This window comes from Bacillus nitratireducens (genome assembly GCF_001884135.1).
GTDB lineage: Bacteria > Bacillota > Bacilli > Bacillales > Bacillaceae_G > Bacillus_A > Bacillus_A nitratireducens.
Window position 1 is genome coordinate 79,231 of the sequence record NZ_MAOC01000091.1, and the last position, 18,561, is coordinate 97,791.

Annotated in this window: 17 protein-coding genes and 3 pseudogenes; 8 read left to right on the plus strand and 12 right to left on the minus strand. The window is 35.7% G+C overall.

Annotated elements, in window-relative coordinates; all coding sequences use genetic code 11:
* Window positions 1-81: 81 nt before the first annotated feature.
* Entirely contained in the window at window positions 82-540 is a 459-nt protein-coding gene (locus tag BAU23_RS25240; RefSeq protein WP_016129895.1) for a hypothetical protein, read from the minus strand.
* A gap of 331 nt (window positions 541-871) precedes the next feature.
* Here BAU23_RS25240 and BAU23_RS25245 point away from each other — a divergent pair.
* A pseudogene (locus BAU23_RS25245) lies at window positions 872-1,562 on the plus strand (DNA alkylation repair protein).
* A gap of 95 nt (window positions 1,563-1,657) precedes the next feature.
* On the opposite strand, the gene BAU23_RS25250 reads toward BAU23_RS25245, so the two are convergent.
* Window positions 1,658-1,990 carry a DUF3895 domain-containing protein gene (locus BAU23_RS25250; RefSeq protein WP_071735387.1) on the minus strand — a complete coding sequence of 111 codons (333 nt, stop codon included), beginning with the start codon at window positions 1,988-1,990 and terminating at the stop codon, window positions 1,658-1,660.
* 480 nt (window positions 1,991-2,470) lie between these two features.
* Here BAU23_RS25250 and BAU23_RS25255 point away from each other — a divergent pair, with 480 nt between their 5' ends.
* Window positions 2,471-3,571 carry an S-layer homology domain-containing protein gene (locus BAU23_RS25255; RefSeq protein ID WP_071735389.1) on the plus strand — a complete coding sequence of 367 codons (1,101 nt, stop codon included), beginning with the start codon at window positions 2,471-2,473 and terminating at the stop codon, window positions 3,569-3,571.
* A 646-nt stretch (window positions 3,572-4,217) separates the two neighbouring features.
* On the opposite strand, the gene BAU23_RS25260 is transcribed toward BAU23_RS25255, so the two are convergent.
* From BAU23_RS25260 to phaZ, 6 genes are all read right to left on the minus strand, one after another.
* Complete coding sequence (locus BAU23_RS25260) at window positions 4,218-4,949, minus strand: M15 family metallopeptidase (RefSeq protein ID WP_033656609.1); 732 nt, start codon at window positions 4,947-4,949, stop codon at window positions 4,218-4,220.
* A gap of 48 nt (window positions 4,950-4,997) precedes the next feature.
* Window positions 4,998-6,233 carry a CapA family protein gene (locus BAU23_RS25265; RefSeq protein ID WP_071735391.1) on the minus strand — a complete coding sequence of 412 codons (1,236 nt, stop codon included), beginning with the start codon at window positions 6,231-6,233 and terminating at the stop codon, window positions 4,998-5,000.
* Window positions 6,234-6,805: 572 nt separating this feature from the next.
* On the minus strand, window positions 6,806-7,006 hold the full coding sequence (locus BAU23_RS25270; protein WP_000166302.1) for an NETI motif-containing protein: 201 nt from the start codon (window positions 7,004-7,006) through the stop codon (window positions 6,806-6,808).
* Window positions 6,990-8,186, minus strand: a complete 1,197-nt coding sequence (locus BAU23_RS25275; RefSeq protein WP_000062777.1) for an MFS transporter — start codon at window positions 8,184-8,186, stop codon at window positions 6,990-6,992. Before BAU23_RS25275 ends, BAU23_RS25270 begins: the two co-directional genes overlap by 17 nt.
* Before the next feature lie 119 nt (window positions 8,187-8,305).
* The gene (locus tag BAU23_RS25280; RefSeq protein WP_000549478.1) at window positions 8,306-8,533 is read right to left on the minus strand and encodes a hypothetical protein; all 228 of its coding nucleotides are present in this window, start codon (window positions 8,531-8,533) and stop codon (window positions 8,306-8,308) included.
* 60 nt (window positions 8,534-8,593) lie between these two features.
* Window positions 8,594-9,496, minus strand: a complete 903-nt coding sequence (gene phaZ, locus BAU23_RS25285) for an intracellular short-chain-length polyhydroxyalkanoate depolymerase (protein ID WP_000594865.1) — start codon at window positions 9,494-9,496, stop codon at window positions 8,594-8,596.
* A gap of 188 nt (window positions 9,497-9,684) precedes the next feature.
* Between phaZ and BAU23_RS25290 the strand changes: the two genes are divergently transcribed.
* The 4 genes from BAU23_RS25290 to BAU23_RS25305 all read left to right on the plus strand — a co-directional run bounded on the left by BAU23_RS25290 (window position 9,685) and on the right by BAU23_RS25305 (window position 13,209).
* Window positions 9,685-10,104 carry a MarR family winged helix-turn-helix transcriptional regulator gene (locus BAU23_RS25290; RefSeq protein ID WP_000343682.1) on the plus strand — a complete coding sequence of 140 codons (420 nt, stop codon included), beginning with the start codon at window positions 9,685-9,687 and terminating at the stop codon, window positions 10,102-10,104.
* Between the two features lie 15 nt (window positions 10,105-10,119).
* On the plus strand, window positions 10,120-11,319 hold the full coding sequence (locus BAU23_RS25295) for an MFS transporter (protein WP_071735393.1): 1,200 nt from the start codon (window positions 10,120-10,122) through the stop codon (window positions 11,317-11,319).
* 99 nt (window positions 11,320-11,418) lie between these two features.
* Window positions 11,419-12,678, plus strand: a complete 1,260-nt coding sequence (locus BAU23_RS25300) for a serine hydrolase domain-containing protein (protein ID WP_001101273.1) — start codon at window positions 11,419-11,421, stop codon at window positions 12,676-12,678.
* A gap of 159 nt (window positions 12,679-12,837) precedes the next feature.
* On the plus strand, window positions 12,838-13,209 hold the full coding sequence (locus BAU23_RS25305) for a cupredoxin domain-containing protein (protein ID WP_000111942.1): 372 nt from the start codon (window positions 12,838-12,840) through the stop codon (window positions 13,207-13,209).
* A 162-nt stretch (window positions 13,210-13,371) separates the two neighbouring features.
* On the opposite strand, the pseudogene BAU23_RS25310 reads toward BAU23_RS25305, so the two are convergent.
* Window positions 13,372-13,926, minus strand: a pseudogene (locus BAU23_RS25310) (alpha/beta fold hydrolase); the annotation flags it as partial.
* 475 nt (window positions 13,927-14,401) lie between these two features.
* Window positions 14,402-15,631, minus strand: a complete 1,230-nt coding sequence (locus tag BAU23_RS25315; RefSeq protein ID WP_000531369.1) for a serine hydrolase domain-containing protein — start codon at window positions 15,629-15,631, stop codon at window positions 14,402-14,404.
* Between the two features lie 425 nt (window positions 15,632-16,056).
* Between BAU23_RS25315 and BAU23_RS25320 the strand changes: the two are divergent.
* Window positions 16,057-16,338: pseudogene (locus BAU23_RS25320) on the plus strand (recombinase family protein); the annotation flags it as partial.
* Here the strand turns inward: BAU23_RS25320 and BAU23_RS30755 are convergent.
* On the minus strand, window positions 16,233-16,478 hold the full coding sequence (locus BAU23_RS30755; protein WP_016129901.1) for a small, acid-soluble spore protein, alpha/beta type: 246 nt from the start codon (window positions 16,476-16,478) through the stop codon (window positions 16,233-16,235). The pseudogene BAU23_RS25320 and the gene BAU23_RS30755 sit on opposite strands and share 106 nt — an antisense overlap.
* Before the next feature lie 128 nt (window positions 16,479-16,606).
* Window positions 16,607-16,729, minus strand: coding sequence for a hypothetical protein (locus BAU23_RS30855; RefSeq protein ID WP_000541014.1), 123 nt, complete (start codon window positions 16,727-16,729; stop codon window positions 16,607-16,609).
* 409 nt (window positions 16,730-17,138) lie between these two features.
* On the opposite strand from BAU23_RS30855, the gene BAU23_RS25330 reads away from it, so the two are divergent.
* Window positions 17,139-18,554: a S8 family peptidase gene (locus tag BAU23_RS25330; protein ID WP_000743643.1), complete on the plus strand. Its 1,416-nt coding sequence runs from the start codon at window positions 17,139-17,141 to the stop codon at window positions 18,552-18,554.
* Window positions 18,555-18,561 lie beyond the last annotated feature (7 nt).

Below are 18,561 nucleotides of genomic sequence, written 5' to 3' on the forward strand. Positions count from 1 at the left end.
AATCAACGGCATTTTTATATGAAAAATGCTGTTGATTCACAATTTCATGATAAAAGATCCTATACTATCGAAATACATCTACTACAAATTCCCTTTAACGTTTTCGACAATCTCATTTATTGTATTTCGATCAAACTTATCACTAATTTCGTATGTATCACGATCTCCTACTAGTTGTACGCCTACGATATCGTTGCGGTCCTTACCAAATTGCACTTCAATAATAGACCCCTGCTCTATCTGTTTCCAAATGTAACCTGCTTCCTCTTTATTATCTAAAATAATACAATCCTCAATATTTTCATCAATTCCAATTAACTTGTTATCATCTATAAACCCAACCTCATATTGTTGACGTTCTTTCGCTTTGCCGCTTACTAATATACCTTTGCTACCATATGAATAATCCATATAGTTCTTTTTCTCAGATTGTACCGCTTTTGTCTCTTGTGTTTTAGTTTTTTCAGCATTCCCACAACCCATGATAAGACTAATTGGCATCACCATAGTTAGTACTACCCTAGTAAACTTCTTTATCATTTAGAATCAACCTCACATATTTAATGTAAAACTCCATTTATTACCTTATTAAAGGATAACATGATACTAAAGCAAAAGCGTCAAAGAGAAAGCATTATTTACATCCCCTCACTATGTGGAGAGCCATACATCCGTATTGTTTCTTCTCCCTTTTATCTTAATGTTGTATCTTCACAACAATAAAGAACTAACTGAATTATCAAGAAATTACAGAAAGTAGACATCCTACTCACATAAGATTTAAAATTGGAAAGTATGGAAGACATGATAAAAGATATAGGTTAACTCGCAATTAAAATGGTCTTTATATTAAGGAAGAAAGTGCACAGCTTTGGATTTTAAAACAGTTATGCAAGAGCTTGAAGCCCTCGGTAAGGAACGAACGAAAAAAATATACATATCTAACGGTGCACATGAGCCAATTTTCGGCGTTGCTACGGGCGCTATGAAAATAAAATTAAATCAAGAGTTAGCTGAGGAACTTTATTCCACAGGTAACTACGATGCTATGTACTTTGCAGGCATTATTGCCGATCCAAAAGCTATGAGTGAATCGGATTTTAATCGTTGGATGGATGGGGCGTATTTTTTATATGCTATCTGATTATGTTGTAGCAGTAACTTTATCGGAGTCAAATATTGCACAAGACGTTGCTGATACATGGATTGCAAGTGGGGACGATCTTACAATGTCTGCAGGCTGGCGTTGCTACTGCTGGCTTTTAGGCAATCGTAAAGACAATGAATTTTCCGAAAGCAAAATTTCCGCTATGCTTGAAATGGTGAAAAATACGATTCATGATTCGCCAGAACGAACAAAATCCGCTATGAATAATTTCCTAAACACTGTAGCAATTTCATATGTGCCACTACACGAAAAAGCAGTCGAAATTGCAAAAGAAGTTGGTATAGTTGAAATAAAACGTGAAAATAAAAAGAGCAGTTTGCTAAATGCTACAGAGAGTATTCAGAAAGAACTTGATAGAGGAAGACTTGGTTTCAAACGTAAATATGTTAGATGATCAAAAAAGGTGTCAATCTAAGCAAGATTGACACCTTTTTTGATGAGAAAAACGAATGAACTCCCCTAGGAAATTATTCATCCCCCCTGTACACCTTATCCGTTAAAAACTTCTTCATTCAATTTATAAACCCTATCTCTTTTCTCATCACTTTTGACAAAAATAAGCTTTCCTTCTTTAACAAAACCTTCTAATAGTAAGCATACTTGTCCATATGCTTTCGGCTTATCCGTAGTGAATCTTTCATCGGGTATTTTACCAGCTCGTATTAATTGTTCGCACAGCTCCAGTGCACTTATTTCTTCAGAATTAAATAATCCTAATATATCTTGTTGCAACGGCGATAAAGGTACTGGTTTTTCAGCTACCTCCACCTTTTCTTTTTCGTTTTCTTCTTCAAATAAATCTTCAAATGAAATTTGATTCATTACTTCTTTTCCTTTCTAACGATTGATTTGTATAACATGAACTGAATCCTATAAAGAGTAGTTATTGTTATGTATTACTTACCTTATTACATAAATCTCAAACTCATGTACATCGTTTCATATAGTATATTTTGATTATACCAAATATACGTTCTGTCTTCTATCGTAGATTGAAAAAAGAAGCATTTTACTGTCCACAAATAGCGAAAAGGTATCTAGATGTTTTTGTTGAATGGATTTATAAAAGTAAATTAAGCAAAAATAACTTCAAAATCAACTTTTATTGTATATTTTTGAGTTACTTTACAGTTCACTCTATATACCATTTTTAAATAGAGATGAATATTTATAGATATTATGATTAAGTTTCATGCAGATTAGTAAAATAGATATTTATTCCATAGAAATTTATGGTAAATACTTATCGTTTACATGTTATAATCACGATGTAAATATCTAATATAACAGGGGGGTTCCAAAATGGTCTTTAAAACAAGTAAAGTTAAAAAAATTTTCGGATTAGTAATAACTGCAGCACTAGCAACTACAACGATGGTAGGCACAGTAAATGCAGAAACAACTACGAAAACAAACTTTAATGAAAATAGCTATAAGGTAGTTAGCAATAATGACAATGTATTTACAGATGTACCAAAGGACCACTGGTCAAAAGTTGCTATCGATTACTTAGCGTCAGCAGGGATTTATAAGGGATATGGAAATGGGAAATTTGGTTTTGGGGACAATGTTACTAGAGGACAGGTAGCTTCTTTAGTCAATCGACATTTAGGTTTAATAGCAGACGATAAACAGGCGAATATGTTTAGTGACATTACAAATCATATGTTTGAAAAGGATATTAAAGCCATTGCGCAAGCTGGAATTATGACAGGTGATGGAACAGGTACATTTCGTCCAGATGATGTATTAACTCGGTATGAGATGGCAGTAGTGTTACAAAAAGCATTTCATTTAGAATCAAAAGGACAAGGGAACTTTAAAGATGTACCAAAAGGTCATTGGGCCTACGAATCTGCCAATGCACTGCGTAGTAACCGTATAGCACAAGGTGACGAGGCAGCTAATTTTAATGGCAACATGCTTGTGAAGCGTGAACAATATGCACAATTTTTCTATAATGCAATAGCAAAGAACAGATCTTATAATTTCAACATCAATTCCAAAGAAGAACTGAAACAAATGTTAACAACAGCTTTACAGAATGGGACGTTTGGTCCATTTAAATTAGATGCACTAGGTAAAGATATATCTGAGGTAAAAAAAGAATTTGGAGCGCCTGATGTTTGGAAGCAAGCACCATGTACAGAATGTGATGCACCTACAACAGCGGTATACGGAGATTATAATATTGATATGTACCCTTCGGACGCTAGATATATATGGGTGAAAATGGATATCTCTATCAACGAATTAAAAGAGTGGTTTGGTGAACCAGATGGAATCGGAGAGGATATGACTAGTGAAGGCTTTATATATAATCGAGGAAGCTATTCTCTTTATTTCAGCTTCTCTGATGGTTATATTCAACGCGCTGAAATATCTAAAATTGAACATCATTAATACATTACAAGCAATATAAAATATATACAGCATAAAAAAATCCTTCAAGAACACCCTTATTCTTGAGGGATTTTATTTTGTTCCTATCTATTTTACATAATACAAAGTTATAAAAACGCCCCAAAGAACGCGATCAAGAGTAAAATTGGTCAATCTCAAGAATATCTACTATTTCATTCAACCAATCTATTATTAACAAAATATCTCTTCACCCTACTCAACTCCTAAAATATTTTCCTTACACCAACTATTTCACCCTGACAAAATTCACAAGATTCTAACAAATAAAAAACACTACCAATCGCAGTGTTTGGGCTACCTCTACATGTCTATCAAGCTAAGAAAATCCAACATCCAAAACAAAAATGATAGCGAGGTTAATATTGTAGCACCAGGAAAACAGGCCGTCTCTAAAGCCTAGTTAAGCAGATTCAGTAGGCAATTATTCTATGTTACGAATGAAAAAGGATCTGATATGAATATCAGATCCTTTTTCACTGCTTCTTTTATAAATTTAATTCCTTGATACATAGGTTCATACGTGCTTACATTATCATACACAGTTTTCGCAATACTAGGAGGAAGATTAACACATCCTCCAGATCCACCTTTTCCGCTGGCTTTTTAATAGAATCAAAGTGTATTTTTATTTGTCGGACTTAATTTTTTCGCAATACTCTTCTAAAGTTAACCCTTTTTCTTTTAGATAAACAGCAACTTCTTTTCCTACGTAACGATAGTGCCATGGCTCATACTTAATGCCAGTAATATTCTCTTTATCTTTTGGATAGCGGAGAATAAACCCATACTCTGCAGCATTCTTATCTAACCATTTGAATGCATCGGTAGTTTCAAATTTTGCATTTAAATCTTCTACAGTATTCTGCCATTCAACTGAAATAATGTCTAATGCTAATCCAGTATGATGTTCACTTGCGCCAGGATACTGAAGATATTCCAATGCCTTAGCACTAGCCTCTTTATCCGACAAACCTTGAGATTTATAGCTTTTAACTGAAGCATCATAATAAGTTTGTTGTAATTTTATAGCTCGATAACCTGATCTTAAATAAAGATTAATTCCCTCTTTTTTTGCAGCTGTTACCATATCCTGATAGGAAGTTGCAATTCTGCTATCGATTTTCATATTTGGCTTAGCATTTTGGGTGATACTTGTTAATTCAATCCCTAGTTCCTTTGGTAACATATGCTCTCTATTTACAAGGATAATTCTCCAATCATTAAGATCAGAGATAGGTAAAACATCTTTTTTATTCGCATTTATCTCATTTTTATTTTTATCGTTATTATTAGTAGTTTCCTGAGATGTTTGCTTTCCACTACAAGCAGCAAGGCTCCATCCCAATGTCAATACCAATGCTAAAATTATAAATTTTTTAATTGTATCTCATTCCTTTTTTGTTTATTAGTCTTTATACCAATTTCCCAACACATCTCTAGGAATATCCTTGAAATCCTCTAAAGAAACGGGTCCGACAAATTTTTTAATCCCATGATTTTTAGAATTTTCATCCGAATAATCTTTTAAAAATTGAATTTTAAACTGTTTCTTACCATCAGCATAGTCGGTTACTGTCGGTACGAGTGCCGCTTGTCGTATACCAAAAGTTTTATCTTCATACTTAACAAATTGTATATAAGATAATCCTCCAACCAATGTTTCTAATTTTTCTTGAGCAGAAATAAGATTTCCAAGAGAATAATAGATTAGCGTTTGATGTCCATCTTTATTTTGTTTCCACTCAATTGGTTGAATTACATGTGGATGATTTCCAATTACTACATCTACACCTAAATCTGTTAAATATTGAGCAACTTCTTTTTGTTGTTTTGAAGGTGTAGAGGTATATTCTACTCCCCAATGCACCATAACAATCACCATATCAGAACTACTCTTTGCCTTTTCCACATCATTTTGTATCGCTTTTTTATCAATTAAATTTAATGCCCAAGACTTATCAGATGGAATTTTAATTCCATTCGTACCATATGTATAATTAAGTAATGCAAAACGAATCCCATTTTTTGTAATCGTTTTTATTTCATTGCGCTCGTTTTGACTCTCATTAATGCCTACCGGGATAACATTTGGATATTTCTTCCAGTATTCTCTTGTATTCGCAACACCTTTAATACCCATATCCATAGCGTGATTTGTCGCTTGAGTCACTATATTGAATCCAGTATCCACTAAAGATTGACCCACTTCTTCAGGTGTATTGAAAGTAGGATATCCCTGTACTTTTAAATTATTTCCTGCAATCGGGGTCTCCTGGTTCACTATAGCAAGATCACTTGATTTAACAGCTTTTTTGATATTTTCATAAATATAGTTATAATCATATGAACCGTCTTTTTGTTTGCCATCTTTAATTACTGCGTCATGGTATAAATTATCACCCGTTGCTAATAAATTCACAACCGATTTTACTTTTTTATCTTCCGTAAAATTAGGAGACTGTTGGATAGGACTTTTATCTACCCAATTTGGTGCTTTTAATGATGTATCTATATTGGATTGAGCCGGTGGTAATGAAGCTTTAGATGTCTTAACATCTGTATTACCACAAGCGGTTAAAAGCACTAAAAAAATAAGACATAATAAAAAAAACTTTTTACTTCTTTGTAAAGTATCTAACATGTGATCCTCTTTTCTGTTTTATTACTTATAACCAGTTCTAACAAATCATTCTTTAAAACAACGTATTTTGGTTTTACCCTTAATTATGGAAGGACACTTTGTTACATCAGCTTCGGAATATACGGATAATCATTTTCCATTTTCTAGCAATCTATCAATTCCATCAGAATTGATAGATTGCTAGAAAAACATGATCCATCAGGATGTCGACTAGATTCTAATCAATCCTCCAGATATTGAGTTTCATATACCTGTTCCAATTGCAGTAACTGATTTAATCTAAACAAGATAGGAGAATAGTTCATATAGCCTCTTCTCTTGCTTTACGTTCGTGAGTGGCTCCAAAAAGAGGGGGTCGTTGCTGTACCCCCTTTGAATATTATGGAATCTTTGTAACTAATTTCTTTACGTTAAGCGACAAATATTATACCGATAAAAACAAGTAAGACCCAAGAACTTATTTTACCAATATACAAAAAAAGTAGCAATCTTTTCTCCGCCCAATATAAAGAAACCATCCAACTCAAACGAATTGGATGGTTGTATACGATAAAGAGGATTTATTATTTGTATTACTTCAATTTCCCCTCAAAAACAATCTTTCTACCACATGGTTCAACTTCTGTTTTCCCGTCTTTCTTCACTTCATGAAAGATTGGCTCTTCCATGCGACGAGATGGTGCGTATCCTTCTTGTTCCATGCGTGCTAAGCAATCTGTAATTGTTTCATTTTCTAGTACTTCAAATTTTTTCTTATTAGGTTGTTTTGTCATGCCCTAACCTACTTTCTATTTTTCTTGATGCGAATTGATTTTTCATGTAAATAATATAAAACATTGCGAGAATACCCATTATAATCATAACTGCAATAAAAAAGCTTGTATACTGTATTTTTTCTATAAATACGCCTCCTAATACAGGACCCATAATACTTCCTAAACTAAAGGCGATTCCAGATAATATATTTCCTGCTGGTAGTAAGTGTCTCGGTAATAAGTCAGTCATAAATCCAAGACCTAATGAGAAGCACGATCCAATTACCATACCAGCTAGAAGCATACAGGCAAAGACGATCCAATAATATTGATCAAATACTGCTGCAAGCAGGAAAATGCCTGTACTTACACTGAACGTCCACGTTAAAATACGGTCTCTCCCGTATTTATCACTTAATATACCGAGTGGAATTTGTGTAATAATACCCCCAACTGCAAACGCTGGTAATAAGAAGGATACATCTGAAACAGACCATCCTTTACGAAGCGCGTATACTGGTAAGTTGCTATTTAACATTGCTTCAAGTACGCCGTATGCAAGTGGTCCTAGTAATGCAATCCAACCTAATCCAACAACTTGTTTATAACGAGAAAATGATGATTCACTCTTCATTTCTTTTTCATCTTGTGCCGGGAATGCATTTTTCGTTGGTAGTAATAAAAGCCATCCTATTAAGCAGAGTATAGTAGATATGATAAATGGTGTTGCAAGACCATACTGAACAGTGCTTGCTAAATACGGACCAACGGCGAAACCAATTCCGAAGAATACACCGTATATCGACACTTGTCTACCTATTTTACTCGGGTCCGATGTTGTCGTAATCCATGTTTGCGTTCCAACATGAAGCATATGATCTCCAACACCAACTAGGAACCTAAGAATAAACCATACCCAAAATGAAAATGTTTGTGTAAAAAAGAATAATGAAATAATAACTAGAAACCCACCAATTACGATAATTGGCTTCATTCCAAACTTTTGCATCGGTTTTTCAAGAAACGGTGAAATAAATAATATCCCAATGTATAATGCCGTCGCATGAATACCGTTAATACTTGAACTAACCCCTTCTTGTTCAAAAATCATTGCAATGGCAGGTAAGAGCATCCCTTGTGACAAACCTGAGATTGCAACAATCCCAACCATAATCCAAAAAGTAAAACGCATCGACATCCTTTTCCCTTCCCTCTCCTTTTCACGCTTTCCACTTTTCATTATAAACTGTTTTTTCAAATGCGTGTACGAATATTGACATAAAAAAAAGAAGCTAAAAGAAGTTACTTTTTAGCTTCTTATCCTTCCCAAACTTGTGCTTTCACATGGTAATGAAAATGTTTAAAATATGGATTTTCATAAAATGAAGGACCATATAAGTATTGATGTGAATGAGCTATTGATGGCTGCTGCACTTGTAAAGGAACTACAGCTGATGCAACTTGCATATACATCGGATTAATAATAATTTTTATATATTGATGATTATTATATGGAGAATGATATATTAAAAACGGTTTATGCATTGACTCTCTCCCCTTATACATACAAATGCTATAGTATATGCACGGTTTATATTTCGGGAATTATTTATTGTCTAACCAATCCTCTACATGCTGTATAAATACATCTAAACAATCAATAAACGGTGAATGCCCGCAATCTTCTAACACCTTCAACTCCGCATTTGGCAAATGTTTCGCTAATTCCTCACCAACTACTTGTGGTACGACATAATCGCGGTCACCTTGTATAACGAGAGTTGGAGCTTGGATACGGTGAATGTGTCCATTTCCTCGCACAACACCATTATGTTCATCTGAAATATTAAATGTAACTAATGAATAATTCACATCAACGAAATTGCGCTGTGTTAACATATCATCTAAATACTTTTCATAACGATCCGGTTCAGGTTGATTATGTGTATATATTAATAGATTCCACACTGTACGGTAGTATACTTTATTCATATTTTTTATTGCATCTAGTACTGGTGCAATTTGCACTGGGTCTTGCGCAATTTCTTCTTTCGTTTTTAATAAACTCGATACGATTGGTTGCCCGTTAATATCTTTTTTAAATATCGGGTATCCTTTCATCCCTACCGATTCTACTAATATTAGTTTTTCTACAAAAGTTGGGTGGCTCGCTGTAAACTCCATCGCAACACCGCCGCCCATTGACCATCCCATTAATGAAAATTTCTTCAAATTTAATTTATCTATAAAAAGTTTCACATCTTCTGCAAAGTCTTGTAAAGAATCTATCGCCTTATTATACGTCGATTGTCCAAATCCTCTTAAATCAATTGCGTAAATATGATATTGCTTTTGTAATTTCTCAATAACTAAATCAAAGTGTTGTGACGATGTCATATTCCCATGAATGAGTACGAGCATTTCTTCATTTTGCCTTCCAACTTCTTGATACGCAATCGTTTCTCCGTTCGATAGTGAAACAAACTCCATTGTTGCAGGCTTAATCATCACAAGTTCCCCCATTCTTTTAATAGAAAGAAAATTCTTTACTTATTTAAAGAATACCATGTAGAATGTACGTTCTCAATACAAAATCTATACGAAATTCCCCCATAAAACAACATGTCTATTACTAGACAATTAAAATAAAAAGGTATATAGTTAGCTAGGTAACTAATTTGAAAGGATCAAAATACATGGACGAAAAACAACATTTTTTCCACATTGTCAGTCAAACTTCTCGTAAGTTTACGAAGAAATTTAATGAACGTGTATCTCCAACAGGATTATTTAGTGCGCAATGGGCCGTTATTTTCCGCATTAATCAAACCGGTTCTTGTACGCAAACAGAATTATGTCAGTATTTAAATGTTGAATCACCAACGATGACTCGTACATTAACACGTATGGAAACGATGGGTTGGATTATTCGTACAGAAGGAAAAGACCGCCGTGAGAAGCTCATTTCATTATCGGAAACAGCACTAGAAATGATTCCAGTATGGCAAGAAGAAGTTGATGCTTTCGAAGAAAAGACGCTAGAAAATATTAACGAAGAAGATTTACATCAAGCATTTGAAGTACTACAAAAAATTATAAAAAATTTAGATGATTAAATTGGAGGGATGACGATGCAAAGTGAAAAACTTTGGACGAAGGATTTCCTCGGAACTTGTTTTAGTAGTCTGTTTCTCTTTTTAACATTTTACATGCTTATGACTACTCTGCCCGTCTACGTTATAGACGGCCTAAAAGGAAAACCTGAGGAAATTGGTTTAGTTGCAACTGTTTTTCTTATTTCATCTGTTTTATGTAGACCATTCACAGGAAAATGGCTCGATGATTTAGGAAGAAAGAAAATATTATTTATTTCACTTTCACTATTTTTAGCCGCTACTGTTATGTATTTCGGTACGCAAAGTTTATTTTTATTACTTGCCCTTCGCTTCTTACATGGTATTGGATTCGGAATGGCAACAACAGCTACTGGAACAATTGTAACTGATGTAGCACCAGCTCATAGACGCGGTGAAGCACTTGCTTATTACGGTGTATTTATGAGTCTACCGATGGTAATTGGTCCTTTTTTAGGTTTAACAATTATTTCTCATTTTTCATTTACTGTATTATTTATCGTTTGTTCAGTATTTTCATTACTCGCATTTTTATTAGGATTAATAGTGAATATTCCTCATGAAAAACCAGTAAGTAAACAAACACGAGAAAAAATGAAATGGAAAGACTTAATTGAACCATCTTCTATTCCGATTGCTCTAACAGGATTTGTTTTAGCCTTTTCTTATAGTGGTATTTTATCCTTTATTCCTATTTATGCAAAAGAACTCGGTTTAAGCGAAGTTGCTAGTTATTTCTTTATTTTATACGCACTTGTTGTTGTAATTTCTCGTCCATTCACAGGAAAAATCTTTGATCGTTTCGGTGAAAATGTACTTATTTATCCAGCTATCATTATTTTCACAATTGGAATGTTCATTTTAAGCCAAGCGCAAACTTCATTTTGGTTCCTTGGCGCAGGTATGTTAATTGGTTTAGGATACGGAACATTAATTCCAAGTTTCCAAACGATTGCAATTTCTGCCGCTCCAAACCATCGACGTGGTTCTGCGACAGCTACTTACTACTCGTTCTTTGATAGTGGTATTGGCTTCGGTTCTTTCATTTTAGGTATAGTCGCTGCCAAATCAAGTTATCATAATATGTATTTTATCGCAGCTATTATCGTTGCGTTCACTTTACTTCTATATTATGGATTACACGGACGAAAACAAAAATTCAAAAAGCAAAGTACAGATGGACAACTATCTGCTTAACGTTCATAAGGAAAGTAAACTTACCCGTTTACTTTCCTTATTTTGTATTTCTTTTAAGACGAGCGTATACTTATAATAGAAACTAAAGGAGGTACATGCATGAATGTAAAGAAATCTCCCCTGCTATTACTGTTACTAGTATTACTATTCGTAGTTACAGGGCTTGGGTTTACTTTTTTAAAAAATAATAAAACGACCCCCACTAAAGATAATGTCACAAAAGAAAACTGGTTAGATGATCCATACTTACGTTGGTCGTATACACATATGAAAGAATTCACTTTAATTAATGAAGTAAAAAACAATCCTGACCAAGTTGCTCACTTCCCTACCGCGTTACAAAACTTAGACGATTTTGCAGTCCAACGTGGATTTGGAAATACGACTCCTCTAAAAATACTTTTAGATGAAAACAAAACAGATGCTTTTGTCGTTGTACAGAATGGTCAACTTGTTTATGAACGATACTTCAATGAATATAACGAGAGTGATCCTCATGGCATGGCATCATTAGCAAAGGTGTTCACTGGTGCCATCATACAATCTCTCGCTGAAGAAAATTTTATTGATGTAGAGAAAACAGCTGACACTTACATAAAAGAATTAAAAAACACACCGTTTGGTAAGGCAACACTTCAGCAATTACTGGACATGCAAGTTTCCGCTGAATACCCTACTCACGGATATATGCAGCTAGGACTAGAAAATCAAGATGCACAACTATATTTAGCTAGTAATATTTTACCCCGAGGAAAAAACTACGAGGGCCCTATGAAAATTTATGATATGTTACTAGAAGCAGAAGAAACTGCACCACCCGGTTCCGCTTTTTCTTACAATAACGGATCAACAGAAACACTCGCTTGGATTATCCGAACCATTACAGGGAAATCGTTAGCTGAAAATGTAAGCGAACGAATTTGGTCTCAAATTGGTATGGAAGAAAACGCGTATTACGTTACAGATGAAACAAAAGTAGAACAAGCAAGCGCTGGCTTAAATGCAACTGCTAGAGATATGGCGAGGTTCGGACAATTACTATTAAATAATGGTCAATATAACGGAAAACAAATCGTCCCTTCTTCTATTACAGAAAGTGTGAAAAATGTACAAGAAGGTGAGCTCGCAATTGGTCGTGGTGCTTCCATTTCTTATCATAATCAATGGTGGATTCCGCACAATGAACAAGGTGCTTTCGAAGTGTTAGGCAGTTATGGACAAACTCTTTACATCGATCCGAAAGCAAATATGGTAATCGTCCACTTCTCTTCTAACGCTGCGCCTAGTAATGAAATTCATTCGGTTTATTCCGATATGTATATTGATATTGCACATCATTTGGAGAAGCTTCCACAGTAGTGGAGGCTTTTTTTATTTACCCAACTCCTACTCCAGTTAGCACTTAGTTAGTAGGATTTGCCGAAAGAATTACTATTTGAACCACTCCTAACCCCCATTTATATTGATAATATTTTAGTAATTTGAAAACACTAGTGCTTAGGAAAGGAGGGATTACGAATGTCTGTGAAAAAGCTATTAACTGGATTAATCATTTCACTTGCGATGATTGTAGGTATGACTACTTTAGGTTCGCTCCGTGTATTTGCCGAATCCGACGCTGTGAGACAGCCTATTGAGGTTGAATTGAATGATGATTACTTTAATCCGAGTACCATCACTGTTCCGGTTGGGAAAACGACAACGTTGCTATTGAAAAACAAAGGAAATAGAGAACATACCTTCACGGTGAAAAAACTCGGAATTGATGCCGAAGTCCCGTCAGGAAAAGAAATAACAATTACCGTAAAACCTGAAACTCCCGGTACATATGAACTAATATGTCGGTTCCACTACTTGAAAGGAATGGATGGGAAAGTAATAGTCAAATAACGAGCGGTACCGGTCCTTACAAGACAGAATTATCAATTACTGAGTATTAATATTCTATAATTGGGTAACAGCTCCAAAACTGATTTTCAATAGAAAAAAGGTTACAAATTCGATTGTAGCCCTTTTTCCAAATGTTTTTGTTTTATGCAATTCCTATAATAATTATAGGAGTGAAGTATGGTTCGAAATAGCGCTGATTGTATGAATCCAATCGTCGCAATGAATCTCGTGCCCCGATCCTTCTAGGGTTAGTAATACAGCATGGAGAATTTCATTAACAAGAGCAAGACCAAAACCATGCTCGTATGGGAGCACTGTATCTTCTGTACCGTGGATAACCAAAGTAGGTATATTAATTTCTTTTAACTTCCCCTCATAAGAATCATCGCCTTTAAGAAGTGAGTGATTAAACATACTGAGTAGGTTATTTGCTCGTTTTATTTCTTTTTCTACCTGCTTATAAGCCCTCTTCTCATCGAACTTATGCTTTGAACCACAGAGTAACACTGATCCTGTAACCAAGTAATTTGCAACAGATTCTTCATCCGACGAATTTAGTTTGGCCCCATTAGCATGGTAAGTGAGTATCTTCTCATCGATCGGAGGCAAATTCCGTTTGTTGTCTTCAGAGCCAAAAATACTTGATGCAATCAAAGTTATACTTAGAAATCTCTGAAGGTTCCTCAAGGCTACAATTTGAGCAATCATTCCACCCATTAGAAAAAGCAGGAAAATAATATTAAATTGGCTTCCATTCGCAGGAGTTTAGGCCTTGCATTTATGACTATTTGGTTGAGCAATCGATATGTTGTGCTGAAACGTCAATATATTTAAAAAAGGATCTCTCTTGATAAAGAGAGATCCTTTTCTTATTTCTTCTTCTTTTCTGTCGGTTGGCTTTGTTTAGCGAAATTAGATGAATCATCGAAATTCGGTTGCTTTTTACCAGCATTATTACTTCTACCTTTTCCCATATGTAATGCACCTCCCCTCACCCTTACTATTCCCAAATAAAAAATCCTCTTACATCCAAGAGGATTTTTTATTTGGCTCTTATTAATAATGCCAAACTGTTCTCATAGCATTTCCAACACTTCCCGTCCTGCCATACCTTTTAACCATGGTGTTGATGGTGGCCATCATGCGTATAATTGTCTTGGAGTTCTCCTTTAAACAATACCTAAGTTCGGTTTCAGTCTTCGATTGCTTGGTAGACTGTGGTCCAGAAGTCTTGGATAAGATGCGATGAGGCCGGAGTGGACATCCCAACCTGGGTGAACAGAATTCCAATAAACTGTTTGTCTGGATCAGCGTAAGCTGTAGTGCCAGTTCCGCCATCCCAGCCGAATTGACCGATAGACGCGTAATCTCCAAGATAGGTACGCACCGCCATCCCAAAGCCCCAGCCACCTTGTATCCCTTGTCCAAACGACAAATGGACGTTGTTTTTGGCCAAATCGTCTCGGTATACTTGTTGTTCAAGAGTAAGACGGTTGGTGGTCATCAACTGGACTGCGGGCCTAGACAGAATCCGTTTGGTTCCGTGCATCCCTTTGTTCAACAGCATCTGCAAATACGCATGATAATCGTCGATGGTTGCGAGCAGCCCACCACCGCCTGCTTGAAATGCTGGAGGTTTGCTGTAACGTCCGCCTGCACCCTCATCCCACACGATGAACTCACCTGTCTGCGGATCGGGATTGAAGGCAGGTGGAAGCCGATCAATCTTGAGCTCAGGCACATAGAAACCAGTGTCCTTCATTCCCAGTGGATTGAATATGCGTTCGCGCAAGAACGACTCGAATGTCTGACCCGTGATCCTGGCAACAAGAATGCCGAGCACTTCAATACTGATATGATACTGCCACCGCTCTCCGGGCTGGTAGCTTAGCGGAAGTGCACCTAGGCGACACATAAACTCATCTGGATCGGGCATATCCTGCCCTGGCGTGTCGAATATCCCACTCTCGAAGAACGCGTTCATGATCGGAGAACCCATCAACGTGAGATCCACTCCGAGCCCGAATGTGGAGGTCAACAGGTCTCGTACAGTGATAGGACGCCGTGCTGGGACGGTCTCTTCCAATGGACCATCGGGTTGTTTCAACACCTGCCGGTCAGCGAGTTCGGGCAGCCATTTGTCTACTGGGTCGTCTAAATGCAGTTTGCACTCGTCGAGCAGAACCATTACTGGTGAAACTGCGATCGGCTTGCTAGTGGACGCCAATCGAAAGATCGTGTCCCGACGCATTGGTGCACCACCATCATGCCTCATTGTTCCAAGCGCTTCGACGTGCGTCTCGCCGTTTCGGCTGACTAAGGCGACGAGCCCAGGAATCTTTCCAGAATCGACATGCTGCGCCAGTACATTGCGCATTTTGCGCAATCCTGTTTCAGAAAAGCCTTTATTGTTTTGTCCCATTTTGTTCTCCTTTAGTTTAGATTGAGATTTCTAATACATATCGACAATCAATTATTAGTTCTTCAAATAGAAAAATTCCCCTTTTTAATAATTTCGACAAAATGCATTTATGTATATGGAGGCATCATACATCACTATCAACCTAAGATAAACTTATATCCATACTTCATAAAGAACGTTATTCTTTTTGTAGACATATACAGAAAGGATGGCGATGTATTGCTATCCCATTGTAGATTAAGTAGGAAGAGGCACTTTGAGGATAGTGCCTTTTCTTTATAAAAAATCCAAATGCTGATACATAATGAATTAATAAAGATAGGCTAATTTAAATTTATAGAGATTTAATAATAAGGATAGTAGACTTATAAAATCTTAGTTAAGAGCGTCTCATAAGACTTAATCTCAAAAAAGGGGGTGATGTTTTGCGGAAAATCGGTTATATACATGTCAGTTCGACTAGCCAGAACCCTTCGAGGCAATTTCAGCAACTGAACGAAATTGGAATGGATATTATTTTTGAAGAAAAAGTTTCTGGAGCAACAAAGGATCGCGAGCAACTTCAAAAAATGTTAGAGGATTTACAGAAATGTGACATTATTTATGTTACAAACTTAACTCGGATCACTCGTAACACACAGGATTTAATTAAATTAATTGAGTTTATACGAGGTAAAAAAGCGAGCTTAAAATCACTAAAGGATACATAGCTAGATTTAGCAGATGTTTCTGGACCAAGTGTAATCCCTAGTTCACGAGCAAATTCACATTTCATCTGCTCGATTGCACTTGCAACAGCGGAAATATGAATTTCATTATTATTATTTTCGTGTCTTTGAATATTCATAATTACACCGCCATTTTATTCGTATATAACATGTGCGTGATTATGATATTTATACATAACACGATTCATTTCTGTCTCATATTCTGTCTAGTAAATTGCTTTTCTTTTTTATACTCGATTAGATGAATTTAGAACGCATCCGAATCTTTGATTCCTAAAACATTCATTTCTTCTTTAAATAAACGCCATGGCTCTACTATTATTGCTTTTTCACGACCATCCCTTAAGGTGAAAACTCTTAAATATCCCATCATACACTCTCCTAAATATTTAAATTCACATCTCATTTTTATTGCTATTGCTATACATATTTATAACCTTCAAATACAAAAACAATAAGTTTTCTACTGAATAAAGACCTAAATACAGATACTCCCTATTTACTTTAGGATACTTTTTTAATTTCATTCACTCATTAGAACAAAAAAATTGATGGCTTCTCCACCAAAAGAATTATGCTTCTGTTTTTAAAGTAACTCCAAAGAAAGTAATATTGCGCTAAATACCACTTATATGTACGGTATATACAGATTTGAAATTCTGAATGATTTGTTACCTTATTTATAGGATCTAAGTGGAATTATAAAGTGGGCAATAGGGCCTTGTTCTGCGGTTCATCTTCAAATTCCAACTCCAATTTATAAAAGTAAGGGGATAATTATGAAAAAACAAGCAATCACTGTCATTTCAACCGCGTTAACATGTTTTTTACTTTCTAATGTAGGACATGCTCAGGAAAAACCTAAGCAATATTACACCGTTTTATTAAAAGACCCATCAAAATTTGAGCAAGGCATCACTGAGATAAAAAAGGAGAATGGAGAAATTACTTATACTGTCCCGGAGATAGGACTCATTCAATTCAAAGGAGATACACAAATTTCTAAAAATCAATCTCCCTTATTTGAATCAGTTAATCCTTCTTTGCAAGTCGAAAAACCAGAGGTTCCTCATTCCATAAAAATGCCTAATTTATCAACTCTTTCAACAAAAACATTAGATACAAACCTACCTCCCTTATGGGATATGCAATGGGACATGAAGGAAATTACTCATAATGGAGAAAGTTATAAAAAAGAAACTGGCTCTCATAATGTGGTTGTTGGAATTATTGATTCAGGAGTCGATGTGGATCATCCTGACTTAGTAAAAAACCTTATTCCTGGATCTAAAAACTTCGTTCCAAAGGGAGGATTGAGAGGTACTGAACCTGAAGAGACAGGTGATATTAATAATATAAATGATATCAATGGCCATGGAACTCTCGTTTCAGGATCTATTGCTGCAAATGGGGAATTAAAAGGCGTTGCTCCTGATACGGGAATCAGAGCATATCGTGTATTTGGAAATAAATCAGCTGATGCAGCCTGGGTCATTAATGCCATCATCGAAGCAGCTAAGGATGATGTAGATGTTATCAACCTTAGTCTTGGTTCCTATTATGTAAATGGAAAAGTCTATGAAAATGGAAAACTTGTAGACAATGGATGGGCAGAAGTAGAAGGTTACAAACGTGCTATAGAATATGCCAATCAGCATGGTAGTGTAGTAGTAGCTTCTGCAGGAAATGATTCTGTAAACGTGGCTAATAAACAAGAGCTAAATAACTTTCTTAAACAAAAATATGAAAAAGAGGGGAAAATATTTACTGGTGTAGGAATAGAAGCACCTGGGGAATTACCAGGTGTAGTAACAGTGTCATCAACTGGTCCAACCGGACAACGTTCTGTATTCTCTAATTACGGAGAAGGGGTCATTGACATATCTGCTCCAGGAGGAGATTATCGTTTATGGCAACAATATGGCGAAGAGGTATGGTGGAATACTGGTCTTTTCCGACAAGAGGAAGTACTGACAACTTTTAATACTGGAAGATACTTATTTGCCGCTGGTACATCAATGGCAGTTCCGAAAGTATCCGCTACACTAGCTCTAATTATCAATCACTATAATTTTAAAAATCAACCGAAAAGATCAATTTCACACCTTTACAAAAACGGAATAAAGAAAGATATAGCACCTGATAAAGCCTCTTGGGGGAACGGACAGCTGGACGTATATAATGCTATTAAATAATGAAAAG